Origin of the sequence: Microbacterium sp. TPU 3598, from assembly GCF_002356155.1 — a bacterium.
In the GTDB taxonomy this organism is placed as follows: Bacteria; Actinomycetota; Actinomycetes; order Actinomycetales; family Microbacteriaceae; genus Microbacterium; species Microbacterium maritypicum_A.
The window spans coordinates 1214301-1235680 of sequence record NZ_AP017975.1 but is presented as its reverse complement, the minus strand read 5'-3'; the positions used below and the strand labels follow the sequence as shown (position 1 = coordinate 1235680).

The following is a 21380-nucleotide window of genomic DNA, read 5'->3' as shown; positions in this document are numbered from 1 at the left end:
GCATGTCGACCGCCATCGCAGAGGCACCTGCCGATACGACCGAAGAGACCGGCATCCAGTCCTTCATCGTCACGTTCAACATTCGCCGGTTCAACCCGGAGGTCGACTCCGAGCCGCACTGGGTCGACTACGACGTGGAGCTCTACTCCACCGACCGTGTGCTCGACGCCCTGCACAAGATCAAGTGGGAGGTCGACGGCTCGCTCACCTTCCGGCGCTCGTGTGCCCACGGCATCTGCGGCTCCGACGCCATGCGCATCAACGGCCGCAACCGCCTGGCCTGCAAGACGCTGATCAAGGACCTCGACATCTCGAAGCCGATCTACGTCGAGGCGATCAAGGGTCTGCCGCTCGAGAAGGACCTCGTCGTCGACATGGAGCCGTTCTTCGCGTCGTACCGCGAGGTGCAGCCGTTCCTCGTCGCCAGCTCCGTCCCGGAGAAGGGCAAGGAGCGCGTCCAGTCCATCGCCGACCGCGAGATCTTCGACGACACCACCAAGTGCATCCTGTGCGCCGCGTGCACCTCGTCGTGCCCCGTGTTCTGGACCGACGGCCAGTACTTCGGGCCAGCGGCGATCGTCAACGCGCACCGCTTCATCTTCGACTCCCGTGACGACAACGCGGCTGTCCGCCTCGACATCCTCAACGACAAGGAAGGCGTGTGGCGCTGCCGCACCACCTTCAACTGCTCCGAGGCCTGCCCCCGTGGCATCGAGGTGACCAAGGCGATCGCCGAGGTCAAGCAGGCCGTGCTCCGCGGTCGCCCCTGACGCCGCGACAGGCAACAACGCGAGAACAGGCGGTCCCCTTCCGGGGCCGCCTGTTCTGCGTTCCTGCCCTGCTCACGCCCGTTCCGCTCTTGGATAGGGTGGGGAGGTGTCCGAACCCGATGGCTCTGCGACCGACCCCGGTCGCCTCGATGCGGCCGTCGAGCGCGCGACCGCGCTGACGCAGCGCACCCTCGGGCTGTTCACCGTGCGCGTCTGGCGCCACTTCCTGCAGCACAACGGATTCCTCCTCGCCGCGGGCGTGAGCTACCAGGCCCTCTTCGCGATCTTCGCCGCGATCTACCTGGCCTTCGCGATCGCCGGACTCTGGCTCGGCGGCAGCGATGAAGCCGTCGACGCCCTCATCGCGATGATCAACAGCTACATCCCCAATCTGATCCTTCCCGAGGGTGGTGTGGTCACGCCCGATCAGGTGAAGGACATCGCGGCGAGCACCACCGGAGTGCTGAGCGTCACCGGTCTGATCGCGCTCGGCACCGTGGTCTGGACCGCGATCGGCTGGGTCACATTTTCGCGTCGTGCGACCAGAGACATCTTCGGTCTGCCGCCCGATCGCCGCAGCTACGTGATCCTGAAGGCGCGCGACCTGCTCGCGGCGGTGATCTTCGGAGCTTCCCTGGTGGCCGGTTCGGTCCTCAGCTCGGCGAGCGCCGCGATCCTGAGCTGGTTCCTCGGTCTGCTCGGCTGGGACTCCAGCTCGAACGGGGTGATCCTCATCCGCATCGGCGCCGTCATCGTCTCCTTCGCGCTGATGTCGGGCGCCCTGGCGGCGATGGTCCGATTCCTCACCGGGACCTCCCTGCACTGGCAGACGATCTGGCCCGGCGCTCTCCTGGGCGGCGGCGCGATGACGATCCTGCAGTTCGGTGCGGGGTTCCTCCTCAGCTACACCCCGTCCAACCCGTTGCTCGCGACGTTCGCGATCTTCATCGGTCTGCTGCTCTGGTTCCGCATCAACGGCGTGGTGATGCTGGTGGCCTCCTCCTGGATCGCGGTCGCTGCACAGGACCGCGACCTGCCCCTCCTCACGCTGACCGAGGCCGAGCGCCGCATGGCGGAGTATCAGGCCCTGCTGACGGCCGCGCGCATCCGCGTGCGCGAAGCCCATGCCGCACGTGAAGCCGCGCCCTGGTACCGCGCGTGGAGCGCGGCGAAGGCCGTGCGCGATGCGGAGCAGGAGCTCGCCGACCTCGAAGCCTCTCCTCCCCCGCCGCCCGATCCGAGCACGCCGCTCGCCCAGCGTCTGCTCTCCGAACTGCACCGACCGGGACGGGATGTCGGCAGCGCTCGTTAGGCTTGTGACCATGCCTCATCTGCGTATCGCCACGGTCAATGTCAACGGAATCCGAGCGGCGGCTCGCAACGGGATGAGCTCCTGGCTCGACGACGCCGGAGTCGACATCCTCACGCTGCAAGAGGTGCGCGGACAGGACGAGCATCTCGAGGCCGCGCTCCCCGGCTGGTCATTCGTCCACGACGAGGCCACCGCGAAGGGACGTGCCGGAGTCGCCATCGCCAGTCGCACGCCTGCGCTGGCCTCGCGCACCGCCTTCGGCCCCGACGACTTCGACTCCAAGGGGCGATGGATCGAGGCCGACTACCTGATCGGCGACCGTCCGCTGACCGTGGTGAGCGCCTACGTGCACTCCGGCGAGGCCGACACCCCGAAGCAGGATGAGAAGTGGAAGTTCCTCGACGCGTTCGGCACGCGGCTCGCTGAACTCGGCGCCGAAGGCGCCCTCGCCCTCGTGACCGGCGACCTGAACGTCGGACACCGCGAGCTCGACATCAAGAACTGGCGAGGCAACCGCAAGAAGGCCGGTTTCCTTCCCCGCGAGCGCGCGTATTTCGATCGGTTCCTCGGCGAGGCCGGCGCGGAGGTCTCCGGTGTCGACGGCACGGTGGGCACCGGCCTCGGCTGGATCGACGTGGGGCGGAAGTTCCACGGCGAGGTCGACGGGCCGTACACCTGGTGGTCGATGCGCGGGCAGGCGTTCGACAACGACTCCGGGTGGCGCATCGACTACCACCTGGCGACGCCTGCACTCGCCGAGCGTGTGGAGACCTACCACGTCGCACGCGCTGCGGCCTATGACCAGCGCTGGAGCGACCACGCGCCCGTCGTCGTCGACTACCGCTACTGAGCGGCGCCGAGGGTGGCATCCGCGTAGCGGTACCATCCCCGGTACTCCAGGACGGTCCCGAGCACGGGACTCGTCGCGCGCATCTCGATGGTGCGTCGGTCGTGGGTGTCGTCCCAGCCGTCGACGAGATCGACGTCGATGCGGAGAATCCCGCGCAACGCGATCCTGCATCGGCCGAGACGCAGCGCGACGGCCCGCGTGCGCATACGCAGCGCACCGTCGTCGGTCACCGAGCACTCCTCGAGCATCTCGACCCGCCCCCTCGACCCCAGCGCATTCTGGACGAGGCCGGGATGTCCCGTCGCGAAGAGCCGGTCGACGACGTGCTGTGTCGTGTCGGCGAAACGGAACTCACGGACCGTGTCGAGCGTCGGCCGTCCCGAGGGCGATCGACCGGACACGGTATCGATCCGGAAGGGCACGTCGCGGCCGAACCGCGTGACGAGCAGCCGCGGCCCGACGAGGGGCGACGCGAGGGCGGCGAGGCGCCCGAACCGGCTGCCGGCGACCGCGAAGATCCCCTCGGCTCCGTCGTTCCTCGCCTCGACGCGCATCTGCGCCAGGATCTCGGGATGAAGCCTCTCCGCCTCCTCCCCCAGCGCTTCGAGAAAGGCGGCTCCGCGCGCGGTCACTCGCGGATCTCCTCGCGGTACGGCTTGACGGTCTCCGGAGCCGGTCCGCCGACGAACTCGCAGGTGAAGGCACCGCGGTAGCCGAACAGGAACCCGAAGACATCGTTGTGGATCTCGAGGTCGATCAGATACCGCTCCTGCTCGTCGTCGTAGCGCTCGATGAGCCGAGCACGCCCGCTGAAGAGCATCGGGAAGCGGAAGGCGATGGGCCCCTCGTAGAAGCGCTGTGCGCCCGAGGTGAGCAGGAGCCCGCCGTCGTCGGTGACGGCCAGATCGAGGTCGACGGCCAGGTGCTGGTGCGTACCCAGATAGTCGACCACCCGTCGACGTGCGTCGCTGTAGATCATGGTCGCGTCGAATCGGCGGCGGCGGCCGGGGCGCACGTCCATCGTCCGCACGAAGGTCACGGTCTCGCGACCGAAGTCGTCGACGTAGGCCAGGTTGTCGATCCGGAACGGCACATCCCGCCCCCGCTCGGGGAACAGGATGTTGCGGAACGTGCCGATCAGCAGGAAAGGCAGGGTCCACCACGGGCCTCGCCGGACCTCGGACATCACCCCGCGTCCGATGCAGCCGTATCCGGCGTCCACGCCGACCCCGAAGCGGCGCTGCAGCTGCGGATGGAGGCGCGCGAAGTCGTCTCCCAGTGCGCGCTCGAAGATCCCGGTCCCGGTCGTCATGCGATCTCCTCGAGGGATACCGGTGCGTCCTCCATGATGGTCCGCCCGGTGCGCCGGGGGCGCGAGAGGCAGTTGCGTGCGCGTGGTCGGTACCCGCGCCGGAGCGACCGCCAGCCGCTGGTCTCCTCCGGAGGTATGCCCAGTTCGGCCCACAACCGGAGACGATCGAAGCTGCGGGCGGTGAGCCACCAGACGAACCGTCGGGTCACCAGCGGATCGAGAACGCGTCCCAGCCATCCCCATCCCGGTGCGTAGTCGTAGCCGGTGAGGAATCGCACGCCCTTCTCCGTCGGCACGTAGCGCCAGTAGCCGCGCCCGGTTCCGAGCGGCGAGAGCGCGTCGTCGGTGTCGAAGAGCAGCGCGGAGGTGCGCTCTCCCGTGGAGCTCTCCTTCGTGGCGTGCGATACGCCGGTCCCGCGGATCGTGTGCACCACGAGATCGAGCTCGTAGCGGAAGTCCTGCGCACCGTCTGCTCGGGTGCGCTGCGGCACGATGTCGCTGAAACGCGCATCCCAGCGCACGTGCGAGGCCGGATCCTGCGTCAGCCGCCACACCTCGTCGAGGGGCGCGACGATGAGGATCTCGACATAGAGGGCCCGATCCCCTCGCGACCGTGAGCGCGGGGATACGGAGGCCATGCGCCCATCGTAGGGGCACGGCACGCACCCCATAGGATTGACTCCGTGACGAAACCTCGCCTTTACTCCGGAATGCAGCCCTCCGCCGACTCCCTCCAGATCGGCAACTACATCGGCGCGCTGCTCCAGTGGCGGGACCTGCAGAGCTCCTACGACGCGTTCTTCTCCGTCGTCGACCTGCACGCGATCACGGTCGCGCAGGATCCGGCCGAGCTCCGCGAGAAGACGCGTCGCACGGCCGCCCAGTACATCGCGGCCGGCATCGAGCCGTCGCTGTCGACGCTGTACGTGCAGTCGCACGTGCGAGCACACGCTGAGCTCGCGTGGATCCTCAGCACGATCACGGGCTTCGGCGAGGCCGGCCGGATGACCCAGTTCAAGGACAAGTCCTCCCGGTATGGCGCGGACTCGACCAGCGTCGGACTGTTCACGTACCCGGTGCTGATGGCCGCCGACATCCTGCTGTACCAGACCGACGTGGTGCCGGTGGGTGACGACCAGAAGCAGCACGTCGAGCTCACGCGCGACCTCGCCGAGCGCTTCAACTCGCGCTTCGGCGAGACCTTCACCGTGCCGATGCCGGTCATCCAGAAGGAGACCGCGCGCATCTACGACCTGCAGAACCCGACGTCGAAGATGTCGAAGTCGGCCGAAAGCGATGCCGGCGTGCTGTGGATGCTCGACGACCCGGCGAAGTCGGCGAAGAAGATCATGCGTGCGGTGACCGACAACGAGGGATCGGTGCGGTTCGACCGCGAGAACAAGCCCGGCGTCTCGAACCTGCTCACGATCTACGCGGCCCTCACCGGGCGCCAGGTCGCCGCGATCGAGGACGAATACGCGGGTCGCGGTTACGGCGACTTCAAGAAGGGTCTTGCCGAGGTCGTCGTGAACGAGTTCGAGCCGGTGCGTGCCAGGGCCCTCGAGCTGCTCGACGATCCTGCCGAGCTCGATCGCATCCTGGCGGAGAACGCCGCGCGCGCTGACGCCGTCGCCGACGCGACCCTCTCCGACGTGTACGACCGGGTGGGTCTGCTCCGGCGCGTCTGAGCCTCGCCTTAGGATGGGGGCGTGACTGATCCGCAGCTGCCTCCCCCGCCCGGTGCCGTGCCCTCCGACCCGTCTGCGTCGCCCGCGACCGGCGCGTTCCCGCCGCCGACCGCCCCCGGGTACCCTCCGGCAGCTCCCGCGTATCCCCCTGCAGCTCCCGCGTATCCCCCGGCGGGTGCCCCGTATCCTCCGGCAACGCCCGCGCCCGGGTATCCGGCAGCCCCTCCCGGGGCCTACCAGGTGCCTGTCGGCGGCTACGCGACCCCGGCCGGCGCCTATCAGGTGCCCGACGCCGCGACACCGTCCACCTCCGGACTCTTCGGAACACTTGCGCTGGTTCTCGCGCTCGTCGCGGCGGTGGTGCCGGCGATCGTCGTGGGCATCAGCGCGTTCGAGATCGGTCGGTTCCTCCCGAACGGCGCATCGGTCACCGCCGACGACCTCCGCGTGCTCACCCCGGTACGGGACCAGGTGCTCTGGGCGGAGCTCTCCTTCTGGCTCGGGACCCTCGTCGGCATCGCAGCGATCGTGCTCGGTATCGTCGCGATCGCCAAGAAGCGTGGCCGCGGCGCAGGAATCGCCGCTCTCGTGGTCGCGGTCCTGGCGTCGGTGATCTTCTTCATCGCCCTGGTCGTCGCGCTGACCGCGGGCGCTGCGACGGGCCTGTCGACCTATACGGCCTGACCGGGCCACGACCCCGCAGCGGCCGTCTCAGCGCGGCGCGTGGTGCTTCTGCTGTGCCGCGAGAAGGCCTTCGTCGACCAGCAGCTCGACCGCGTCGGCGGCGTCCGCGATGAGGATCGGCAGGTTCGGCCGCTCTTCCTTGCCGAACGGGGCGAGCACCCAGTCCGCGGGATCCTGACGCCCGACCGGACGTCCGATGCCCACCCGCACACGCGGAAAGTCGGCAGTGCTCAGCGCCCGTGCGACATCACGGACACCGTTGTGTCCGCCGTGTCCTCCCCCGGTCTTGAGCTTGACCGTGTCGAACGGGATGTCGAGTTCATCGTGTACCACGATCACCTGCTCTGGCGGCACCGAGTAGAACCGGGCCAGCGCCGCCACCGGGGTCCCCGAGACGTTCATGAAGGTGTTCGGCTTGGCCAGCACGAGCTTGTCCGCGCCGGGGCGCACCCACGTCTCGACGACGCGGGCTCCGCCCTTGTGCTCACGGAAGGCTTCGCCGCGCCGCGATGCCAGCTCGTCGACCACCATCTGCCCGATGTTGTGTCGCGTGGCCTCGTATCGCGGGCCGGGGTTGCCGAGCCCCACCACGAGCCAGGTCGATGCCATGTCGTCGTCCTCTCCCCGCCGGGTGCGCAGCCCCGGTCAGGATACGACAGAGGGGACGCGATCGGATCGCGTCCCCTCTGTGATGAATCAGTCGGAGGTCACTCCGCGGCGGCCTCTTCGGCAGCCTCGGTGGCCTCGCCGGCCTCGGCGGCCTCTTCGTCATCCTCGGTGGGTGCAGCCGGGACCGAGATCGCCACGACGAGGACCTCGGGATCGGAGAGCAGCGTGGAGCCCTTGGGGAGCTTCACGTCGGCGCCGGTGATGTGCGCGCCCTCTTCCAGGCCCTCGACGGAGACCTCGATGTTCTGCGGGATGTGCGTGGCCTCTGCCTCGATCGACAGCGTGGTCGCGTCGAGGTTGACGATGGTGCCGGCAGCGGACTCGCCCGTGACGACGATCGGGACGTCGATGGCGACCTTCTCGCCCTTCTTCACGACGAGCAGGTCGATGTGCTCGATGATCTGGTGCACCGGGTCGCGCTGGACGTCCTTGACGAGGGCGAGCTGGCCCTTGCCCTCGATGTCGAGCTCGAGAAGCGCGTTGGCGCGACGGATGATGAGCGAGACCTGGTGGCCCGGCAGCGCGACGTGCACCGGCTCGGTGCCGTGGCCGTAGATGACGGCGGGGATCTTGCCGGCGGCGCGGAGGCGGCGGGCGAAGCCCTTGCCGAAGCTCTCGCGGAGCTCGGCCTGGACCTTGGTGTCTTCAGACATGGGGTTCTCCTTCGGGGCACGCAGCGAAGGCGCCGCGCGGTGGTCTTGGAATTTTCGAACTCGCTGACGCAGGAGGAAAGCCACCGGGCTTGCTTCGCCGCGTCGATAACGGATGTTCGCGCACGCGCAGAAGCATCCCTCGCCGAGGTACAGCCTCAATGGTACCGGATGACCCGATAGGCTGAGGACACCGGTCCTTTTTCTGCAGAACACGGAGAACCCCCATGCTCGACGGCGCCTTCCTCTCGCACGCACTCCTCTGGCTGATCGGCGCCATGACCGTGTGCGCAGCCGTCACCTCGTTCATCGCGCTGTTCGCGATGGGACGCTCGGGATACCGCAAGGACTGACCGCCGGTCGCAGAGCCGTCTCCGCACGCTCTGGTTTGAACTCTCAGCGCCGCTGTGCCGCTTCGGCGATGACGGCAGCCGCGGTCCGGACGTCCGCCGACTCGTCCACCCGGATTCCGGCCTCATCGGCCTCGAGCGATTCGAGCGTCTGAAGCTGCGAGTCCAGGAGCGCCGCCGGCATGAAGTGATCGGCCCGCAGCCGCACCCGCTCCTCGAGCACCGCGCGACCGATCGCGAGTTCGGCGAAGAACGTCTCGGGCGCTCCGGTCCGGATGACGTCGCGATAGACGCGCTTGAGCGCCGAGCACGCCACGACGACGCGGTCCTCACTCTGCAGCGTCTCGCCGACCAGACGGAGCCAGGGCAGCCGATCCGTGTCGTCCAGAGGCACCCCGGCCGCCATCTTGCGGACGTTCGCGGCCGGATGCAGATCATCGCCGTCGATGAAGCGCGCACCGAGACTCTCGGCAAGGAACGCACCCACGGTCGACTTGCCCGAACCGCTCGGGCCCATCACGACGACGCGCACGCTCATGCCTCCCGGCCGAAGTCGACGAGCACCTTGCAGGAACTCGCGGGGTCGGCGGCCAGTGCGAACGCGTCGAGCGCGTCGTCCACAGGCACCACCTGGCTGATGATACCGCGCACGTCGAGGCTGCCATCGGCGAGGGCGGCGATGACCTCGCCGAACTCCGCGCCGAAGCGGAAGGACCCCCGCAGCGTGAGCTCGCGAGTGATCGCCGTGGCCATCGGCGCGGGAACCGCGCCCCCGCGCTGGAGCCCCAGCATCACCACCGTGCCCCCGCGGACAGCAGCGGAGACGGCGGCGTCGAGCCCCGGAACCGTTCCGCTCGACTCGATCACGACATCGGCATACAGCTCGGAGATCTCGGTCTCGGCCCGCGCATCGATGGCTCGGATCCCGCGCGCCTCGGCGATCTCCCTCGGCCGCTGCTGCAGGTCGGTGACGGTCACGGAGGACGCGCCGGCACGCTGGGCGACGGCGGCGACGAGCTGACCGATGGGTCCGGCGCCGATCACGACCACTCGCCGGTCGCGCACATCCCCCGCCCTCTGCACCCCGTGCCAGGCGACGGCGGCGGGCTCTGCCAGCGCCGCCGTCTGCAGGTCGAGGCCGGAAGGAAGCGGATACAGCATGCGCGCAGGGAGCGCCACGCGCCGCGCGAAGGCTCCCTGCGTGTGCGGCAGGTGCATCGCCGACCCGAGATACGTCGAGGCCGGTGCGAGATTCGGATGCTCGGGGGGCCAGGGCGTGCGACCGTCGCCGTGCGCGGTGAGCGGATGGACGGCCACGGGGGTGCCGACGGCCGGTCCCGTGCCGTCGGCCGCAGCGACGGCCACGACCCCGGACACCTCGTGCCCGAGGATCATCGGCTCGCGCAGCACGGATGCACCGGCCGCGCCGTGCTGCCAGTAGTGGAGGTCGGATCCGCAGATGCCCCCGTAGGCGATGCCCACGACGGCCTCGTCCGATCGGGGCGCCGGGGCGCCGATGTCTTCGATCCGCAGGTCTTCGGCGGCGTGCGCCACCACGGCGAGGTTGTTCACCGCGCTCCTTCCTCGGTCACACGAAAGCCGTGACCAACTCGATCCCCGCCACTCTGACGGTCACGATCTGCCCCGGCCCCACGGGCGCCTGCGAGTGCGGAGCACCCGTCATGACGACATCGCCCGGGCCGAGCGGCGACCACGCGGCCACGTAGGCGAGGCAGTCGCGGATCGACATCGGCAACTGCCGGCTTCCGGTCTCGGCGACCGGGCGTCCGTCGACCTCCACCTGGAGGCGCACATCGTCGATCCCGGCTGCGGTGTCGATCCAGGGGCCGAGCGGCGTGTACCCCTCCCCCGACTTCGATTCGAAATTTCGCGGATCGAACGCCGCGCGCTCCGGACTCGAGAGGTCGTTCACCGCAGTGACCCCGAGCACGTACTCGTGCGCGGTCTGCGCGGTCAGCCCCCGGGTCGGGCGGCCGATCACGACCGCGATCTCCCCCTCGGCGACCTGGCCGCCCGCATCGCGGCGCAGGACGACGTCGACACCGCCGGCGGTCACCGTCCGCGGGCTCTTGAGCCACGCCTGCACGGGAGAGACGTGGGCGGGTCCGTTCTGGGCTATGCCGACGATCACCAGCGGATCCACCGGCGCGATGACCGTGCCTTCGATGCGCGGCCCGGCATCCTCCGGCTCCTGCCCGTCGGCGAAGGCGACGAACGGATCCGTCACCGGGATCAAGCCGTCGGCCGCCTGCCGTACCCACCGGGGGCCTCCCGTGGTGGCGACGCGTCCGAGGCGCATCAGACGACCGCCGTCATACCGCCGTCGACGAACAGCGTCTGCCCGTTGACGAAGTCGCTCGCGCCGCTCGCCAGGAACAGCAGCGCGCCGACGAGGTCCCTGGTGTCTCCCCACCGGCCGGCCGGCGTGCGTCCGCGCACCCACTCCGAGAACGGCTCGTCGGCGACGAGAGCCTTCGTGAGCTCGGTGGCGAAGTATCCGGGCGCGATCGCATTGGCCTGGATACCGTGCGGGGCGAGATCGGCGCACAACCCCTTCGTGAACATCACGATCGCGCCCTTGGTCGCCGCATACGCCGCGATCGAGGGACGGGCGAGCTGCGACTGCACACTGCCGATCTGGATGATCTTGCCCGAGCCGCGCGCGATCATCCCGGCGGAGACCCGTCGCGACAGGTGGAAGACGCTGGAGAGGTTGGTCTGCACGAGGGCATCCCAATCCTCGTCCGCGAACTCGGCGATCGGCGCACGGCGCTGGACACCGGCGTTGTTCACGAGGATGTCGGGAGTGCCGACCAGATGCTCCACCTCGCCCATACCGGCATCCACCGCCGCCGCCTCGGTCACGTCGAAGACGACGCTGTGCACGACGGCTCCCGTGCCCTGTGCGATCACTCCCGCCGCCGCCTGCGCCTTCGCGGCATCCCGTCCGTGCACGACGACGGTCGCTCCTGCACCGGCGAGGCCCTCGGCGAGGGTCCTGCCGATGCCCTGACTCGATCCGGTGACGAGCGCCGTGCGCCCGGTCAGATCGAAAGCGGCGAGTCCCGCCGGCAGCGCCGTCATCGTCCGACGGCCTTGATCGACACCGTGGTGGCGAACACGTCGTCGCCGCCCTCCCGCGCGAGACCTTGATCGCGTCGTCGACACGGGTGAGGTCACGGCGGAGGGTCTCGGGAGCGAGGAATGTCGACGCGGTGGTGATGAGGGCCAGCACAGCCATGTAGATGGCCAGGAGCACCCAGTTGCCGTCGCTCACCGCGATCAGGTAGGCACCGAGGACACCGGCGAGGCCACCGGCGAGCACAGCCGAGATCTCGCGGGCCATCGCCACGCCCAGGTAGCGGTGACGGTTTCCGAAGAGCTCGGGAAGCATGGCGCACTGCGGTCCGAGCATGCTGTTCACGGCGACGCCGATGCCGATCGCGATCACACCGATGGCCACGGCGTAGTTCCCGAGCGACAGCAGCCACCACGCGGGGAACGTGTAGACCAGCATGAAGACCGCTCCGAAGCGGTAGACGGTACGGCGCCCGAAGCGGTCGGAGAGGTGGCCGGTGAACGGCACCGAGAAGACGCCGATCAGCGAGCCGAGGGTGACGCCCCAGGTGAGCAGACTCTTGTCGGCGTTGTCGCCGACGACCGTGACGAAGAAGGCGAGACCGAGCGTCTGGAACATGTACGAGCCGCCGTTCTCGGCCATCCGCAGCCCCACGCCGACGATCACGCCGGGCAGGCCGTGGGTGAAGATCTCCTTGATGGGGCGGTCGGCGATCTGCTCGTGCTTCTCGAGCTCGATGAACGTCGGCGTCTCGCGCAGCCGCATCCGGATGAACAGCGCGAGCAGGATCAGCGCGAAGGAGGCGAGGAAGGGCACGCGCCATCCCCAGCTCAGCAGCTGGTCCTCGGGGAGCAGCGTGATCAGGCCGAACACCACCGCGGCGAGCAGTGTGCCCGCCTGGATGCCGACGAACGGGAGTGCCGAGAAGAAGCCCCGGCGCTTCACCGGCGCATACTCGGCCATCAGCACCGTCGCCCCCGCCTGCTCGGCACCCGCTCCGAAACCCTGCAGCAGCCGCATCAGCACCAGCAGGATCGGTGCCCACACACCGATCGCCGCGTAGGTGGGCAGCAGTCCGATCGCGGTGGAGGCGCCGCCCATCAGCACGATGGTCGCGACCAGGACCCACTTGCGCCCGAGCTTGTCACCCAGGACGCCGAAGAACAGGCCGCCGAACGGACGCGCGAGGAATCCGACGCCGAAGGTCGCGAACGCGGCGACCGTCGCCATCGCCGGGTCATCCTGCGGGAAGAACAGCACATTGAAGATCAGCGCCGTGGAGAGGCCGTAGAGCGCGAAATCGAAGTACTCCAGCGCGCTGCCGATGCTCGACGCGAGGGTCGCGCGGCGCAGGTTCGCCGCGTATTCCGGGTCATCGGACGCTGCTCGGGGTGAGGTGCGGGGGTCTGTCACGGCCATCTCCTTCGATCGGCTTCGCCTGCGGCGCTCCCCGACTGTACCAGCCCGTTGGATTGCGTTCAACCCTTTGGACCGACTTCGCGTCCCGCTGCAGGCACGCAAAAGGACTACCGCGCCCTGCGGGCGCGATGGGGCGCAGGAGGGCGTCAGTGCCGAACGGCTGAGCTGAAGGGGTTCGTCAGCGCGGCGGCGGCGTCCCGCAGCGCCTCACCCACCCGCTCGATGCGCTCGTAGTCGGCCTCGGCGGCACGGATCGCAACACCGAGCGCGAGCGGCGGGTCCGTCGGCGCCCAGCCTTCCAGGGGCACCGCGACGCCGACGATGCCGCGGAAGGACTCCTCGGCATCGAGCGCCCAGCCCCGTCGACGGGCGGTCGCCAGCACCTCCAGCAGCCCCGGCATGGTCGTCGCGCTCCGCTCGGTGAGCTGCGGGAAGACGGCATCCTCACCGAGGAGCTCGACTACTTCCGCGTCACTCATCGCCGCCAGGAGCGCGCGCCCCGTGGCCGACAGCGGCGCCGGAAGCCGCGAGCCGAGCGGGGTGCCCAGCCGGAGCGAGCGCGACCCCTCATGTCGCGCGAGATACAGCGCATCGGTGCCATCGAGCATCGCGACCTGGACCAGCTCGGAGGCGAGCTGCGGCGAGGCCTCGCACACGCTGTAGAACTCCCGCACCTGGTTGAACTGGGCAGCGAACGCACCACCGAGCTCGGCCGTGCGCACCCCGAGACGATAGCCCTGCGGGGTGCGATCGATCATGCCCCCGGCCTCGAGCGCCAGGCAGAGGTTCGCCGTCGACGACTTCGCCAGCCCGAGTTCCCCCGCGAGCTCGGTGAGCGTTCGTGGACCCCCGGACTCGGCGAGGATGCCGAGCAGGCGGATGCTGCGGGTCACGGCAGGTGCGGGGTCGCGCCCTTCGCGGGTGTCATCATCCATGGCCGCACCTTCCGACAGCGGGGAGCCACAGGCGCTCGATCACCTGTGGGCCGATCAGTAGAACTCGACCGTATCGACCACGGCGGTCAGCGGCTCGCCATCGAGCAGGCGCGCCGCGTTCTCCGCGAAGCGACGGGCGATCCGCTCCTCCTCCTTGGAGCTGAGGGCGGCGGTGTGCGGGCTCACGAGCACGTTCGGATGCGACCACAGCGGCGACGCACCGTCGAGGGGCTCCTGCTCGAAGACGTCGAGCGCGGCGAAGGCCACGCGGCCGTCGTCGAGCGCACCGAGCAGAGCACTCTCGTCGATCACGGTGCCGCGGCCGACGTTGGTGATGATCGCGCCGGGTTTGACCGCATCGAACACGTCGGCGCCGATCAGATGGTGCGTCTGCGCCGTGCCCGGAAGGGTGACGACGATCGCGTCGACGTGGGCCACCGCGTCGGTCAGCTCGTCCAGCGGCACCAGGCGATCCACTCCCGCCACCGGCTGCCCGGAGCGCGTCGTCCCCCACACCCGTGCGCCGAGCGCATGGAAGCGTCGCGCGCACTCCGTGCCGATGCCGCCCAGACCGACGACCAGCACCGTCATCTCGTCGAGCTGACGCATCTCCCAGCGGTCCGGCCAGGTACGCGTCCCCTGATCGGCGAGCAGGCGCGGGAGGTTCTTCGTGCCCGCCATCACACCGAACACCGCGAACTCCGCGAGCGGGCCCCCGTGCACACCGGCACTGGTGGTGAACACGACGCGGTCGAGCTGCGCCCGTTCGAGACCCGCGGCCTTGACCGAGGCCCCGCCACCGGCGGCAGTCGTCATGACCCAGCGCAGACGCGGGTTCGCGGCCACGGTGCGGGCCAGCGCCGCGGCGTCCACGTCGGGGATCCCGAACAGCACGTCGGCGGAGTCGATCATTTCATCGAACGCCTGCTGCGCGCTCGGCGTGCGTACGTACTCCGGGTCGCCGGACCAGTCGGCCGGTCCGCGCATAGGCGGCACGAGCGTGTGATCGCGGACCACCTCGAGGCGAGGCTCGAGTTCCTCGATCAGTCGACACAGGCGTTCCGGCAGCGGCACCGCCACGACGGCGCGCAGTTTCTTCTCGGTCCCCGTCATACTGGTCCCCTCCCTCGGGAAGTCTGGATCCCTCACCTTAGCCCAGTTCCATCCTGTTGGACACTGTTCTATCTGTTGGATTGTTGCTACCGTGTGCGCATGAGCATCTCATCCGTCACCGTCGGCGTCGTGGGCCTCGGCGCCATGGGCCGCCCCATGGCCGACCGCCTGCTCGCCGCCCGCGGGGGGCTCGTCATCCATGCGCGCCGCCCGCAGCCGGAACTGCTGGCCGCCGGCGCCTCGTGGGCGCCGACACCACGCGAGCTCGCCTCCAGAGTAGACGTCCTGCTCATGATGCTGCCCGACCTCCCCCCGTTCGAAGCCATGCTCGACGGTCCCGACGGGCTGCTCGCCGACGCCGGAGACCTGCTCATCCTCATCGGGTCCACCTCGTCTGCTCCCGCCGTCCGTGCGCTCGCGGACCGCGTCGGAGCGCAGACGGGCGGCAGGGTCAGGATCGTGGACTGCCCGGTCTCGGGTGGGGAAGACGGAGCGGTCGCCGGGACCCTCTCGATCATGCTCGGCGGCGACCCGGACGATGCCGCCGTCGCCGCCGAGGTGCTCGCGCCCTGCGGAACCCCTGTGCTGCTCGGACCACTCGGGGCCGGCGAGGTCGCCAAGGCCTGCAACCAGCTCGTGGTGTCGGCGACGATCATGGCGCTCGGCGAGGCCACCGTGCTGGCCGAGCGCTCCGGACTCGACCTCGATGCGCTCTGGTCGCTGCTCTCGGGCGGCTACGCCGGCTCGCGCCTGCTCGACAGTCGTCGCGAGAAGCTCGTCACCGGCGACGACTCCCCCAGCGGCATCGCGCAGTACATGGTGAAGGACCTCGGCTTCGCGGCCGACATCGCCGAAGCCACCGGCACCTCGCCCGTCCTGCTGCCCACCCTGCGTGCGGCCTTCGACGAACTGGTCGCCGCCGGGCTCGGGGACCGCGACATCGCGGTGTCACGACGCTTCATCGCCTCTCGTGACACAGGTGGCCACTGACCTCCCGTACAGCGATACGCTGAAACCACCCCTTCTTCACGATCGAGGAGCCTTCTGTGCCCGAAGCATCAGCGAACATCGGAGTCGTCGGACTCGCCGTCATGGGATCGAACCTCGCCCGCAACCTCGCCAGCCGCGAAGGAAACACGGTGGCGATCTTCAACCGCAGCTACGAGAAGACCCAGACGCTCCTCGACGAGCACCCCGAGGCCGGATTCGTCCCGGCCCACACCTACCAGGAGTTCGCCGACTCGCTCCAGAAGCCGCGCACCGCGATCATCATGGTCAAGGCCGGCGGCCCGACCGATGCGGTGATCGACGCGCTGGTCGAGGTGTTCGAGCCGGGCGACATCATCGTCGACGGCGGCAACGCGTACTTCCCCGACACCATCCGTCGCGAGAAGGCGGTCCGCGAGACCGGCATCAACTTCGTCGGCGCCGGCATCTCCGGCGGCGAGGAGGGTGCCCTCACCGGCCCCTCCATCATGCCCGGCGGCTCTGACGAGTCGTGGGTCACGCTCGGACCGATCCTGAAGTCGATCGCCGCGATCGCCGAGGGCGAGCCGTGCGTCACGCACGTCGGCCACGACGGCGCCGGGCACTTCGTCAAGATGGTGCACAACGGCATCGAGTACGCCGACATGCAGCTCATCGCCGAGGCCTACGACCTCATCCGCCGTGGCACGGGCAAGTCGCCGGCCGAGATCGCCGAGATCTTCGCCGAGTGGAACAAGGGCGAGCTCGAGTCGTACCTGATCGAGATCACCGCAGAGGTGCTCCGCCAGATCGACGCCGAGACCGGCAAGCCGCTCGTCGACGTGATCCTCGACCAGGCCGGCGCCAAGGGCACCGGAGCCTGGACCGTGCAGACCGCGCTCTCACTCGGTGTCCCCGTCTCCGGCATCGCCGAGGCGACCTTCGCCCGCTCGCTCTCGTCGCACCCCGAGCAGCGCGCCGTCGCCGGCGGCCTCCCCGGCCCCGACGAGGAGTTCACGGTCTCGACCGAGGACACCGAGCAGTTCATCGAGGATGTGCGCCTGGCGCTCTACGCCTCCAAGATCGTGGCCTACTCGCAGGGCTTCGACGAGATCCGGGCGGGGGCGGCCGAGTACGGCTGGAACATCGACCTCGGCGCGATCTCGAAGATCTGGCGCGGCGGTTGCATCATCCGCGCCCAGTTCCTCAACCGGATCGCCGACGCCTACGCGGCGACCCCCGACCTGCCCGTGCTGATGACCGCACCGTACTTCGCCGAGGCGCTCACGCGTGGCCAGGCATCGTGGCGTCGCGTCGTCGTGACCGCGGCCCAGGCGGGCATCCCGGCTCCGGCGTTCTCGTCGTCGCTGTCGTACTACGACGGCATCCGCGCCGACCGCCTCCCCGCCGCGCTCGTGCAGGGACAGCGCGACTTCTTCGGTGCGCACACCTACAAGCGCATCGACAAGCCGGGCACGTTCCACACGCTGTGGTCGGGCGACCGCACCGAGATCGAGGCGGAAGACACGCACTGACGTCCCGTCGTCGAAGGGCCGGATACCGCGCGGTACCCGGCCCTTCGTGCACCATGGTGGTGCCATCCCACCGCCTACCTCGTGATGTCCTGGACGACACCCTTCGTGAGGCGCAGACGCCGTGTCGCGCGTCGCGCCACCGCCGAGTCGTGCGTCACCACGATGATCGTGATCCCCTCGGCGCACAGCGATTCGAGAAGCGTCAGGATCTCGTCGCGCATGCTCTCATCGAGGTTGCCCGTCGGCTCGTCGGCCAGGAGCACCCGCGGCCTCTTGACGAGGGCGCGCGCGATCGCGACGCGTTGCTGCTGACCTCCGGAGAGCTCAGCGGGCCGATGGTCGCCTCTGTCGTCGAGACCGACGTGGGCGAGAGCCTCAGCGACCCTCATGCGCCGCTCTCCCTTGTCGAGATCGAGGGGCTCGAGCGCCATGTCGACGTTCTCCGTGGCCGTGAGCGTAGGGATCAGGTTGAACCCCTGGAACACGAATCCGAGCTCCTCCGCCCTGAGGCGTCCGAGTTCCTTCGCCGAGGCCGACGCGAGTTCGCGGCCGTCGAGCAGGAGGGAACCCGTCGTCGGCGTGTCGAGCGCACCGAGCAGTTGCAGGAGCGTGGACTTGCCGCCGCCGGTGGGGCCCTGGATCGTGACGAACTCGCCGGGCATGATGTCGAGGTCCACACCGGTCAGCGCTTTCACGATGCGCCCCTTCTGCGTGTACGTCCGGGTCACGCCCGTGACGCGGTAGATCGGCTGCTCGTGCCCGCCTCGGGGCGCCGTCTGCTCGAGGTCTGCGATGGTCATGTGCGTCTCCTGCTCGTGGGTCGTCGGCTTCCGGGTTGTTCGGATCGGGGGTGGCGGGTCGTGCCGGACGTCGCCCGCGCGTGCGGTGATCATGCGACCGACCGCAGGGCTTCCGCCGGGCTGAGACGCGCGGCGCGCCAGCCGCCGAACGCTCCGGCGACGAGTCCGCCGAGCACCGCGAGACCGACGGCGGCGACCAGCACCCCGGGGGTGAACGGCGCCTGGAGCACGACATCCGCCGCGGCGGTCTGGAGCATCCCTCCACCTCCGGTCGGTCCCCCGCCCATGCCCCCGCCGATGGCACCGGGACCCGCGCCCTGGCTCGCACCGCTCGCAGCGACCGTGGGCCTCAGGACGTTGATCAGCACGATGCCGGCGATACCCAGGACGAGGCCGACCGCTCCCCCGATCAGCCCCTGCACCATGGACTCTCCGGCGACCTGACGGACGACCCTGCCGTTCGACCAGCCGATCGCCTTGAGCGTTCCGAACTCCCTGGTGCGACGCCCGACGCCCGACAGGGTGAGCAGCACCGAGAGCAGCACGGCGACGGCGAGCACGATGATCGAGAGCCAGGTGCCGAGGTTCGTGATCAGTGCGGTCGCGCTGGAGAGCGAACCGGAGACGGTTGCGGCGAGCTCGGACTGCGAGGTGACGGTCGCATCGGGGAGCGCGTCGGCCAATGCGGACTGCACGGCCTCGATCGAATCGGCCGAATCCGCCTGCACGTAGACGGTGGAGATGACGTCGTCCACTCCGGCGAGCGTCTGCGCGGTGCGCAGCGGCAGATAGACGTTCGCGGCCGTATCCGCGCTGTCCGAGGTCGAACCGAGGATGCCGACGACCTCCACATCGGAGCCGGCGACATCGATCGTGTCTCCCACCGCGATCTCATTGGTACCCGCGTAGGTGTTGTCGACGAGGGCGACGAGCGCCTCGGCATCATCGGCGTCGAACCCGCGTCCGTCCGTCACCTCGGCCGACGCGAGCGGACCGACCGAGGTCGCTGCGGGGTCGATGCCGAGCACGGAGAAGGAGTCGACTCCGAAGGATCCTCCTCCGCCGCCCTGTCCGGCGTCCGGTGCGGTCTGCCCCTCCTCGGGCGCGGCCGGCTGCTCGCCGTCCTGCGGAGCGAATCCACCGCTGGGCACCTCACCGGAGAAGGTGGCGTTCGTGAGGCTGAGCGCCCCGGATGCCGCGGCGACCCCGTCCGTGGCGGTGACGGTGTCGAGCACCGATGAGTCGAGCGTGCCGCGCAGGAAATCGGTCCGCAGCGTGGACTGCGCGAGCGTGGTGGTCTCGCCGTCGCTCTGACCTGCATCCGCGTCGAAGTCGAAGCGCGGCCCTTCGCCTTGGCCGGGTTCGGCGGGCTCGCCCGTCACGGTGAGATCGGTGCCGACGCCGTAGACGGAGGCGAGGGCCTGCGCCTGCGCGTCCCGCACTCCCGCCGTGAGGGCGTTGACCACGATCACGAGGGCGATCGCGATCGCCAACCCGATCGCGACGATCATCGTCTGCTTCTTGCGGCCGGCGAGTTCGCGCCGCAGATACGTTCCGTACATCTCTCTCCTTCCGCCGCGGCCATCGCGGGGCGAGATCGACGTTAGGAATCGCGCATATGCGAGATCGAGGGGCCGATGATGAGGAACCTATGGAGTGCGCCGGTCACCCCGCGCGCACGGCCTGCATGAATGCCCCGGCGCGGACGGCGAGCGCGTCGAGATCGCCGCCGGGACTCGCCGCATCGCCGACGAGAGGCCCGCCCACCCCGATGCCGAACGCCCCGGCGGCGAGGTACTCGGCGACAGTGTCGACGCGCACCCCTCCCACGGGGATGATCCGCGCCTGCGGGAAAGGATCGCGGACGGCGCGGATGAAACCAGACCCGAGCGCCGATGCGGGGAACAGCTTCACCGCTGCACTGCCGAGGTCGTGGCCGCGCTGGATCTCGGTGGGCGTGTACACGCCCGGGAGCACGCCGATGCCCTGACTGACCGCATACGGGACGGATGCACTGAGGGTGGGCGTCACCATGAACTGCGCTCCGGCGGCGACGGCGCGTTCGACATCCGCCTCATCGAGCACGGTACCGGCGCCGATCAGCGCTCCGTTCGGCGCGTCCTGCACGACCTGGGCGATCGCCTCCTCCGCGTCAGGCAGGGTGAGTGCGATCTCGAGGGTGAGCACGCCCGCCGCGAGCAGCGTCCGCGCCGCGCCGACCGTGGCGTCGACATCCGTCCCCCGCAGGATCGCGACGAGTCGGGTGCGGCGCAGGCGTTCCTGCAGCTGCGCGTTGTCCACGGTGCTCACGAGGCCCCCTCCTCGATCGAACCGGCCGCCGTCGTCGCCGGCACCGCGCCTCGCCAGGGGAACGCGGGTGCGCCGCCGACCTCCACCTCCACGCCGAGCAGTGCCCCGTCGGCGTCGGCGGGATCGGTCAGTCCGATGCTCGCGGTGGTGATCACCAGCAGCCGGTCGACCAGAGCCACGGCTGTCGGCCGCTTCGCCGGAAGGACGATCGTCTCCAGGAGCTCCCCGGCCGGCGAGTAGCGGCGCACCTCGGACGCATCCCAGACCGCGACCCAGAGCATACCGTCGAGGTCGATCGTCATGCCGTCGGGGTTGCCTCCTTCGACCCGGCACACCGTGCGGCGGTTCGAGAGCTCTCCGTCCGGCGCCACATCGAACGCCTCGATGCGGCGATGCGGGAGCGTGTCGATGTAGTAGAGCGTGGCACCGGTGCGGTCGAAGGCGAGGCCGTTCGACACGGTGATGCCGCCGAGGCGCGCGACGGGCTCCCCGTCGGGACCGAGGCTCCACAGTGTGCAGTGCGGGTCGCGGGGCATGGCCTGGCTCCCCACCCAAAAGCGCCCGGACGGATCGCCCCCGCCATCGTTCATGTAGTCGCCGGGTCCCGCGATGTCGTCGGTGATCGGCGAGACGACGCCATCGTCGCTCACGTGGACGACGCGGCGGTCGACGCCGACCAGCCACCCTGTGCCCGGCTGCGCGAGCGGGATCGGGGCACCGATCTGCGCGCCGACGACGACCGCGGCCTCGGGAACGACCGTGATGCCCTCGATGCGTCCGCGGTGCAGCGAACCCGTCGCCATGTCGATCCAGAGGAGGCTGCCGTCACGGGCATCCCAGCGTGGAGATTCGGCCTGGACGTAGCGGGCGTCGGAGAGGATCTCGACGGTGCGGGCGGCCTGAGGGTGCGACATCCG

General features: G+C 69.6%; 23 protein-coding genes and 1 pseudogene. 8 read left to right on the top strand and 16 right to left on the bottom strand.

Annotation, left to right across the window (positions count from 1 at the left end):
• The first annotated feature begins 2 nt into the window (after positions 1 to 2).
• The 3 genes from MST3598_RS05785 (at position 3) to MST3598_RS05775 (ending at position 2932) form a co-directional block, all read left to right on the top strand.
• Entirely contained in the window at positions 3 to 770 is a 768-nt protein-coding gene (locus tag MST3598_RS05785) for a succinate dehydrogenase iron-sulfur subunit (RefSeq protein ID WP_021199713.1), read from the top strand.
• 106 nt (positions 771 to 876) lie between these two features.
• Entirely contained in the window at positions 877 to 2082 is a 1206-nt protein-coding gene (locus MST3598_RS05780; protein ID WP_096359480.1) for a YihY/virulence factor BrkB family protein, read from the top strand.
• A gap of 10 nt (positions 2083 to 2092) precedes the next feature.
• Complete coding sequence (locus tag MST3598_RS05775; RefSeq protein ID WP_029260559.1) at positions 2093 to 2932, top strand: exodeoxyribonuclease III; 840 nt, start codon at positions 2093 to 2095, stop codon at positions 2930 to 2932.
• On the opposite strand, the gene MST3598_RS05770 is transcribed toward MST3598_RS05775, so the two are convergent.
• The 3 genes from MST3598_RS05770 to MST3598_RS05760 are packed head-to-tail and all read right to left on the bottom strand — an operon-like array spanning position 2926 to position 4882.
• A complete protein-coding gene (locus tag MST3598_RS05770; protein ID WP_051671218.1) occupies positions 2926 to 3564 on the bottom strand; it encodes a DUF4166 domain-containing protein in 639 nt (212 codons plus the stop codon). The two genes, MST3598_RS05775 and MST3598_RS05770, sit on opposite strands and share 7 nt — an antisense overlap.
• Positions 3561 to 4244 carry a DUF4166 domain-containing protein gene (locus MST3598_RS05765; protein WP_029260557.1) on the bottom strand — a complete coding sequence of 228 codons (684 nt, stop codon included), beginning with the start codon at positions 4242 to 4244 and terminating at the stop codon, positions 3561 to 3563. Before MST3598_RS05765 ends, MST3598_RS05770 begins: the two co-directional genes overlap by 4 nt.
• Entirely contained in the window at positions 4241 to 4882 is a 642-nt protein-coding gene (locus MST3598_RS05760; protein ID WP_081860201.1) for a hypothetical protein, read from the bottom strand. The genes MST3598_RS05765 and MST3598_RS05760 overlap by 4 nt, the downstream gene beginning before the upstream one ends.
• A 45-nt stretch (positions 4883 to 4927) precedes the next feature.
• On the opposite strand from MST3598_RS05760, the gene trpS reads away from it, so the two are divergent.
• On the top strand, positions 4928 to 5932 hold the full coding sequence (gene trpS / locus MST3598_RS05755; RefSeq protein WP_081859695.1) for a tryptophan--tRNA ligase: 1005 nt from the start codon (positions 4928 to 4930) through the stop codon (positions 5930 to 5932).
• Between the two features lie 21 nt (positions 5933 to 5953).
• Positions 5954 to 6616 carry a hypothetical protein gene (locus MST3598_RS05750; RefSeq protein WP_231494493.1) on the top strand — a complete coding sequence of 221 codons (663 nt, stop codon included), beginning with the start codon at positions 5954 to 5956 and terminating at the stop codon, positions 6614 to 6616.
• Between the two features lie 27 nt (positions 6617 to 6643).
• On the opposite strand, the gene pth is transcribed toward MST3598_RS05750, so the two are convergent.
• Positions 6644 to 7225, bottom strand: a complete 582-nt coding sequence (pth, locus tag MST3598_RS05745; RefSeq protein WP_021199721.1) for an aminoacyl-tRNA hydrolase — start codon at positions 7223 to 7225, stop codon at positions 6644 to 6646.
• Positions 7226 to 7323: 98 nt separating this feature from the next.
• On the bottom strand, positions 7324 to 7938 hold the full coding sequence (locus tag MST3598_RS05740) for a 50S ribosomal protein L25/general stress protein Ctc (RefSeq protein ID WP_021199722.1): 615 nt from the start codon (positions 7936 to 7938) through the stop codon (positions 7324 to 7326).
• Between the two features lie 224 nt (positions 7939 to 8162).
• On the opposite strand from MST3598_RS05740, the gene MST3598_RS18755 reads away from it, so the two are divergent.
• The gene (locus MST3598_RS18755; RefSeq protein ID WP_017828452.1) at positions 8163 to 8288 is read left to right on the top strand and encodes a hypothetical protein; all 126 of its coding nucleotides are present in this window, start codon (positions 8163 to 8165) and stop codon (positions 8286 to 8288) included.
• Positions 8289 to 8331: 43 nt separating this feature from the next.
• On the opposite strand, the gene MST3598_RS05735 is transcribed toward MST3598_RS18755, so the two are convergent.
• From MST3598_RS05735 to MST3598_RS05705, 7 genes and pseudogenes are all read right to left on the bottom strand, one after another.
• Complete coding sequence (locus tag MST3598_RS05735) at positions 8332 to 8823, bottom strand: gluconokinase (RefSeq protein WP_029260553.1); 492 nt, start codon at positions 8821 to 8823, stop codon at positions 8332 to 8334.
• The gene (locus MST3598_RS05730) at positions 8820 to 9857 is read right to left on the bottom strand and encodes a zinc-binding dehydrogenase (RefSeq protein ID WP_029260552.1); all 1038 of its coding nucleotides are present in this window, start codon (positions 9855 to 9857) and stop codon (positions 8820 to 8822) included. Before MST3598_RS05730 ends, MST3598_RS05735 begins: the two co-directional genes overlap by 4 nt.
• Before the next feature lie 16 nt (positions 9858 to 9873).
• Complete coding sequence (locus MST3598_RS05725) at positions 9874 to 10605, bottom strand: fumarylacetoacetate hydrolase family protein (protein WP_029260551.1); 732 nt, start codon at positions 10603 to 10605, stop codon at positions 9874 to 9876.
• Complete coding sequence (locus MST3598_RS05720; protein ID WP_029260550.1) at positions 10605 to 11390, bottom strand: SDR family oxidoreductase; 786 nt, start codon at positions 11388 to 11390, stop codon at positions 10605 to 10607. Before MST3598_RS05720 ends, MST3598_RS05725 begins: the two co-directional genes overlap by 1 nt.
• Positions 11387 to 12804: pseudogene (locus tag MST3598_RS05715) on the bottom strand (MFS transporter). The gene MST3598_RS05720 and the pseudogene MST3598_RS05715 overlap by 4 nt, the downstream one beginning before the upstream one ends.
• A gap of 146 nt (positions 12805 to 12950) precedes the next feature.
• The gene (locus MST3598_RS05710) at positions 12951 to 13739 is read right to left on the bottom strand and encodes an IclR family transcriptional regulator (RefSeq protein ID WP_029260548.1); all 789 of its coding nucleotides are present in this window, start codon (positions 13737 to 13739) and stop codon (positions 12951 to 12953) included.
• Positions 13740 to 13793: 54 nt separating this feature from the next.
• Complete coding sequence (locus tag MST3598_RS05705) at positions 13794 to 14852, bottom strand: D-2-hydroxyacid dehydrogenase (protein WP_029260547.1); 1059 nt, start codon at positions 14850 to 14852, stop codon at positions 13794 to 13796.
• 99 nt (positions 14853 to 14951) lie between these two features.
• Between MST3598_RS05705 and MST3598_RS05700 the strand changes: the two genes are divergently transcribed.
• Both MST3598_RS05700 and gndA read left to right on the top strand, forming a co-directional pair.
• Positions 14952 to 15842, top strand: coding sequence for an NAD(P)-dependent oxidoreductase (locus tag MST3598_RS05700; RefSeq protein WP_029260546.1), 891 nt, complete (start codon positions 14952 to 14954; stop codon positions 15840 to 15842).
• 56 nt (positions 15843 to 15898) lie between these two features.
• Positions 15899 to 17353, top strand: coding sequence for an NADP-dependent phosphogluconate dehydrogenase (gndA, locus tag MST3598_RS05695; protein WP_029260545.1), 1455 nt, complete (start codon positions 15899 to 15901; stop codon positions 17351 to 17353).
• 74 nt (positions 17354 to 17427) lie between these two features.
• Here the strand turns inward: gndA and MST3598_RS05690 are convergent, their stop codons facing one another.
• From MST3598_RS05690 to MST3598_RS05675, 4 genes are all read right to left on the bottom strand, one after another.
• On the bottom strand, positions 17428 to 18153 hold the full coding sequence (locus MST3598_RS05690) for an ABC transporter ATP-binding protein (protein ID WP_172889133.1): 726 nt from the start codon (positions 18151 to 18153) through the stop codon (positions 17428 to 17430).
• Positions 18154 to 18242: 89 nt separating this feature from the next.
• On the bottom strand, positions 18243 to 19715 hold the full coding sequence (locus MST3598_RS05685) for an ABC transporter permease (RefSeq protein ID WP_029260543.1): 1473 nt from the start codon (positions 19713 to 19715) through the stop codon (positions 18243 to 18245).
• Positions 19716 to 19818: 103 nt separating this feature from the next.
• Positions 19819 to 20463, bottom strand: a complete 645-nt coding sequence (locus MST3598_RS05680; RefSeq protein WP_231494492.1) for a bifunctional 4-hydroxy-2-oxoglutarate aldolase/2-dehydro-3-deoxy-phosphogluconate aldolase — start codon at positions 20461 to 20463, stop codon at positions 19819 to 19821.
• A complete protein-coding gene (locus tag MST3598_RS05675; RefSeq protein ID WP_021199735.1) occupies positions 20460 to 21377 on the bottom strand; it encodes an SMP-30/gluconolactonase/LRE family protein in 918 nt (305 codons plus the stop codon). Before MST3598_RS05675 ends, MST3598_RS05680 begins: the two co-directional genes overlap by 4 nt.
• Positions 21378 to 21380: the final 3 nt, after the last annotated feature.

What these genes read in the sequence shown, in the direction of transcription:
- MST3598_RS05785 (WP_021199713.1), top strand. Translation starts at nt 3, where the DNA reads ATGTCGACCGCCATCGCAGAGGCACCTGCCGATACGACCGAAGAGACC.
- MST3598_RS05775 (WP_029260559.1), top strand. Translation starts at nt 2,093, where the DNA reads ATGCCTCATCTGCGTATCGCCACGGTCAATGTCAACGGAATCCGAGCG.
- MST3598_RS05765 (WP_029260557.1), bottom strand. Translation starts at nt 4,244, where the DNA reads ATGACGACCGGGACCGGGATCTTCGAGCGCGCACTGGGAGACGACTTC.
- MST3598_RS05760 (WP_081860201.1), bottom strand. Translation starts at nt 4,882, where the DNA reads ATGGCCTCCGTATCCCCGCGCTCACGGTCGCGAGGGGATCGGGCCCTC.
- pth (WP_021199721.1), bottom strand. Translation starts at nt 7,225, where the DNA reads ATGGCATCGACCTGGCTCGTGGTGGGGCTCGGCAACCCCGGCCCGCGA.
- MST3598_RS05740 (WP_021199722.1), bottom strand. Translation starts at nt 7,938, where the DNA reads ATGTCTGAAGACACCAAGGTCCAGGCCGAGCTCCGCGAGAGCTTCGGC.
- MST3598_RS18755 (WP_017828452.1), top strand. Translation starts at nt 8,163, where the DNA reads ATGCTCGACGGCGCCTTCCTCTCGCACGCACTCCTCTGGCTGATCGGC.
- MST3598_RS05735 (WP_029260553.1), bottom strand. Translation starts at nt 8,823, where the DNA reads ATGAGCGTGCGCGTCGTCGTGATGGGCCCGAGCGGTTCGGGCAAGTCG.
- MST3598_RS05725 (WP_029260551.1), bottom strand. Translation starts at nt 10,605, where the DNA reads ATGCGCCTCGGACGCGTCGCCACCACGGGAGGCCCCCGGTGGGTACGG.
- MST3598_RS05720 (WP_029260550.1), bottom strand. Translation starts at nt 11,390, where the DNA reads ATGACGGCGCTGCCGGCGGGACTCGCCGCTTTCGATCTGACCGGGCGC.
- MST3598_RS05710 (WP_029260548.1), bottom strand. Translation starts at nt 13,739, where the DNA reads ATGGATGATGACACCCGCGAAGGGCGCGACCCCGCACCTGCCGTGACC.
- MST3598_RS05705 (WP_029260547.1), bottom strand. Translation starts at nt 14,852, where the DNA reads ATGACGGGGACCGAGAAGAAACTGCGCGCCGTCGTGGCGGTGCCGCTG.
- MST3598_RS05700 (WP_029260546.1), top strand. Translation starts at nt 14,952, where the DNA reads ATGAGCATCTCATCCGTCACCGTCGGCGTCGTGGGCCTCGGCGCCATG.
- MST3598_RS05690 (WP_172889133.1), bottom strand. Translation starts at nt 18,153, where the DNA reads ATGACCATCGCAGACCTCGAGCAGACGGCGCCCCGAGGCGGGCACGAG.
- MST3598_RS05685 (WP_029260543.1), bottom strand. Translation starts at nt 19,715, where the DNA reads ATGTACGGAACGTATCTGCGGCGCGAACTCGCCGGCCGCAAGAAGCAG.
- MST3598_RS05675 (WP_021199735.1), bottom strand. Translation starts at nt 21,377, where the DNA reads ATGTCGCACCCTCAGGCCGCCCGCACCGTCGAGATCCTCTCCGACGCC.